Raw genomic sequence first — 3264 nt, 5'->3', positions numbered from 1 at the left:
TGAAGTTCAGCATGAACATTTCCATCTTGCCATCAGCCATCTTGTGTTCGTGGAACACCGTGACAGCCGACGCCTTGATGGTGATGCCGCGTTCGCGTTCCAGATCCATGGAATCGAGGACTTGAGCTTCCATCTCGCGCTCGGACAAGCCGCCGCACATCTGAATGAAGCGGTCGGCCAGCGTCGACTTGCCATGGTCAATGTGGGCGATGATGGAGAAATTGCGGATATGACTCAAATCACTCACGGATCAACACTCAAAAAGGTTGCAGGCAGACTGCCCGCCGAAAAATAGCCGGGAATTGTACCTGATGGAAGGCTGGGGCGTCACGTTCGGTAGCCAAGCAACGGCTTCCACGCGCTGTGCGGACGCCTTCGCTGAAGCTCGGACACAAAAAAGGGCGGTAATCACCGCCCTTTCTCATGTTTACTGCCCGTTACTCAGTCAGTTTGAACGTTATGAAGCTTGCTCGGCCCTGACGCAGCACGCGCATGGACACCGAACGGTTCTTCGGCAGGTCTTTTGCGACATCGGTGAAGTTTTTGGCAGAAGTAATCGGTTGATTATTCAGGTGAGTGATCACGTCGCCCGGCTGCAAACCGATACGAGACGCAGGACCGTCCTCAACTTCCTTGATGACCACGCCACCCTTGAGGTCGAAGTTCTTCTTCTGCTCAGCGGTCAACTCGACCACCGAGACACCGAGCCGATTGCTACTGCGCTCGATACCCTCTTCAGGAATGCCCATCTCCTGCCCTTCGTCCGGCAGGGCACCAATGGTGACTGTCACGGTTTGACGCTTGCCGTCACGAATCACTTCCAGGTCAGCTTTGCTGCCGTCCTTCATGTTGCCAACCAAATGTGGCAAGTCGGCGGACATGACGATTGGCTGGCCGTTGGCGCTAAGGATCACGTCACCGACTTGCACGCCACCTTTGGCCGCGGGGCCGTTGTCTAGAACTTGAGCAACCAGCGCACCAGCAGGCTTGTCCAGACCGAACGACTCAGCCAAGTCTTTGTTGACCTCCTGAATCACCACGCCCAACCAGCCGCGACTGACTTTGCCACCCGTTTTCAGCTGGTTGGCAACGTCCATGGCAACATCGATTGGGATCGCAAAGGACAAGCCCATGAACCCGCCGGAACGCGTAAATATCTGTGAGTTGATCCCCACCACTTCGCCTGCCATGTTGAACAACGGGCCGCCGGAGTTACCTGGGTTAATGGCCACGTCAGTCTGAATGAATGGCACGTACGTGTCGTTAGGCAGGCTGCGACCCTTGGCACTGACGATACCTTTGGTCACCGAATGATCAAAGCCAAACGGCGAACCGATCGCCAATACCCATTCACCGACTTTCAGCTTGTCGGAATCACCGATTTTGACGATTGGCAGGTCTTTGCCTTCGATCTTAAGGACGGCAACGTCAGTGCGAGGATCAGTACCGATCAGCTTGGCCTTAAGCTCACTACGATCGGAAAGACGCACGATAATTTCGTCGGCACCTTCGATCACGTGGTTATTGGTCAACACATAGCCGTCGGAGGAAATAATGAAGCCTGAGCCCAGAGACTGGGCTTCGCGCTGCCGATCACCTTTAGGGGTGCGCTGGCCTTTTGGAATGCTGTGTTCGAAAAACTCGCGAAGCTGCGGTGGAAGACCATCCAGGTCTGGCATCTGCCCACTAGCAACGGAACGCTCGGGCATTTTTTGACGGGTACTGATGTTTACAACGGCGGCCGAAGTCTGTTCGACCAAACCGGTGAAGTCAGGCAACGCCTCTGCCTGAGCGACGGCCACCTGACTTAGCATCAGCACAGCGGTAACGAGTGACAAATAGGACTTCAAGCGTGGTATCACGGTACGTCTCCCGTTCACAACGAGGATGGTTAAGCTGCCGGACTGACCGGCCCGATAAAGCTGGCGCGCGCAGCAGGACACTGCGGCGACAGTCTGGCGGCCAATTTTCTTGGCCCAGAAACGACTAAGGCCAAAGCCGGTGGGCAATGACCTATAGAAACAATCGAGTTTTTTTGCAAATGAAAAACTTCACAAAACATTTCTGCATCTCAACTGCGAAACAAGCTCAAGCCGTTCTGTGGATCATACAACCGCAAATGAGAAAATCTTGTTGGCAGCGTTGACTCCTCTGCAGCAGCGCATCACTTCGCAGCCTGTTTAGGCTGCGCTTAGGTACTGCGCATCGAGAGCGCAATTCGCTCAGCAGTGCCAATCGGAATTTCACCTACCACTGTCACCATCGCATCGCCGACAGCCGTCGTCACGCGTCGCGAGACTGCAGCCGTTGGGCCTAGCTGGGTGCGGATATCAGGCACAGCGGCGCCGTTCAGCGGCTCAATGAACACCGAAAAACGTGCCAAGCCATCGTCATACATCAAACTGGTCAGCAGTACTTTTGAAACAGGATCTTTACGCGTAGAACTACTGCTCAGCTGGAAACCATCCGGCACCCAATCAGACCGCCATTGAGCCGGAACTTTCGGCGTATCTTCTTTAACTTTCGCCGTTTGCACAGGCTTGCAATCGGCAGTTACATCCAACATTTGATCGCTTGGAATGTCATGCGTGTCCAGCTCAGTAAACTGGAATCGCTCAAGTAATTGCCCCTTGTCATTCAACAATAATGACTTCAACGGCAACGCTGTTTCACTGTCCAAGTGCAGCTCAACACCATATCGATGTTGGTCCCGCGGCATCAGCGCAACAATGATTGCGTTACGACCGGCCACGCGAGATTTCCCGACAATATTAATATCGTAAAAGGCTGACAGTTTTTTTGGATCAAACGCTCGCGCCGGAGAATCGGGCTGATTGGCTATCCCTGAAACAAGTGTGCCACTGACGCATTGGGTAATTCCGTCAACGCGCAGCACCTCTTGTGCAGAACCATCGAGCTGGAGCATATGCTCACGAACCTTGCCATCGGCAACCCGATGCCAGATTCGATGGGTAGAGAAACTACCGTTACGCTCGTAAACAAAAGTGCCTTGAAAACTTTGCTGCTGCTCGGCTTGCGCAAGACGCTTGAGAATGTCCTGCGCATCGTCGGCATGCACTGGAAGAACCAGCCATCCACCGAGCAAAAGCGGCAATAGAGGGATGGCGCGCATGGTCTTCCTTAGCCTTAACGGTTTTCCAGACTTGCTGCACGTGCGTAAGGCAGAGCGCTTTCAGTGCCTTTTAACGCAGCTTGCTGAGCATGCTGACGCAGATAGCCTGGCAGACGCTGATCATGCCAACC

At 54.0% G+C, this 3264-nt stretch carries 4 protein-coding genes; all 4 read right to left on the bottom strand.

What is annotated here, in order from left to right:
* Positions 1–247, bottom strand: a 247-nt coding sequence (locus tag M0974_RS20185) for a GTP-binding protein (RefSeq protein ID WP_297840763.1), incomplete at its 3' end; no start/stop codon positions are given.
* Positions 248–437: 190 nt separating this feature from the next.
* Positions 438–1859, bottom strand: coding sequence for a DegQ family serine endoprotease (locus M0974_RS20180; protein ID WP_297840769.1), 1422 nt, complete (start codon positions 1857–1859; stop codon positions 438–440).
* Positions 1860–2191: 332 nt separating this feature from the next.
* Positions 2192–3133 carry a MucB/RseB C-terminal domain-containing protein gene (locus M0974_RS20175; protein WP_297840761.1) on the bottom strand — a complete coding sequence of 314 codons (942 nt, stop codon included), beginning with the start codon at positions 3131–3133 and terminating at the stop codon, positions 2192–2194.
* Positions 3134–3147: 14 nt separating this feature from the next.
* On the bottom strand, positions 3148–3264 hold a 117-nt coding region (locus M0974_RS20170; RefSeq protein ID WP_297840766.1), incomplete at its 5' end, for an anti sigma-E factor RseA C-terminal domain-containing protein.

Source organism: Pseudomonas sp. (assembly GCF_026224925.1).
Classification (GTDB): Bacteria; Pseudomonadota; Gammaproteobacteria; order Pseudomonadales; family Pseudomonadaceae; genus Aquipseudomonas.
This window is presented reverse-complemented; position numbering and strand designations above follow the sequence as displayed.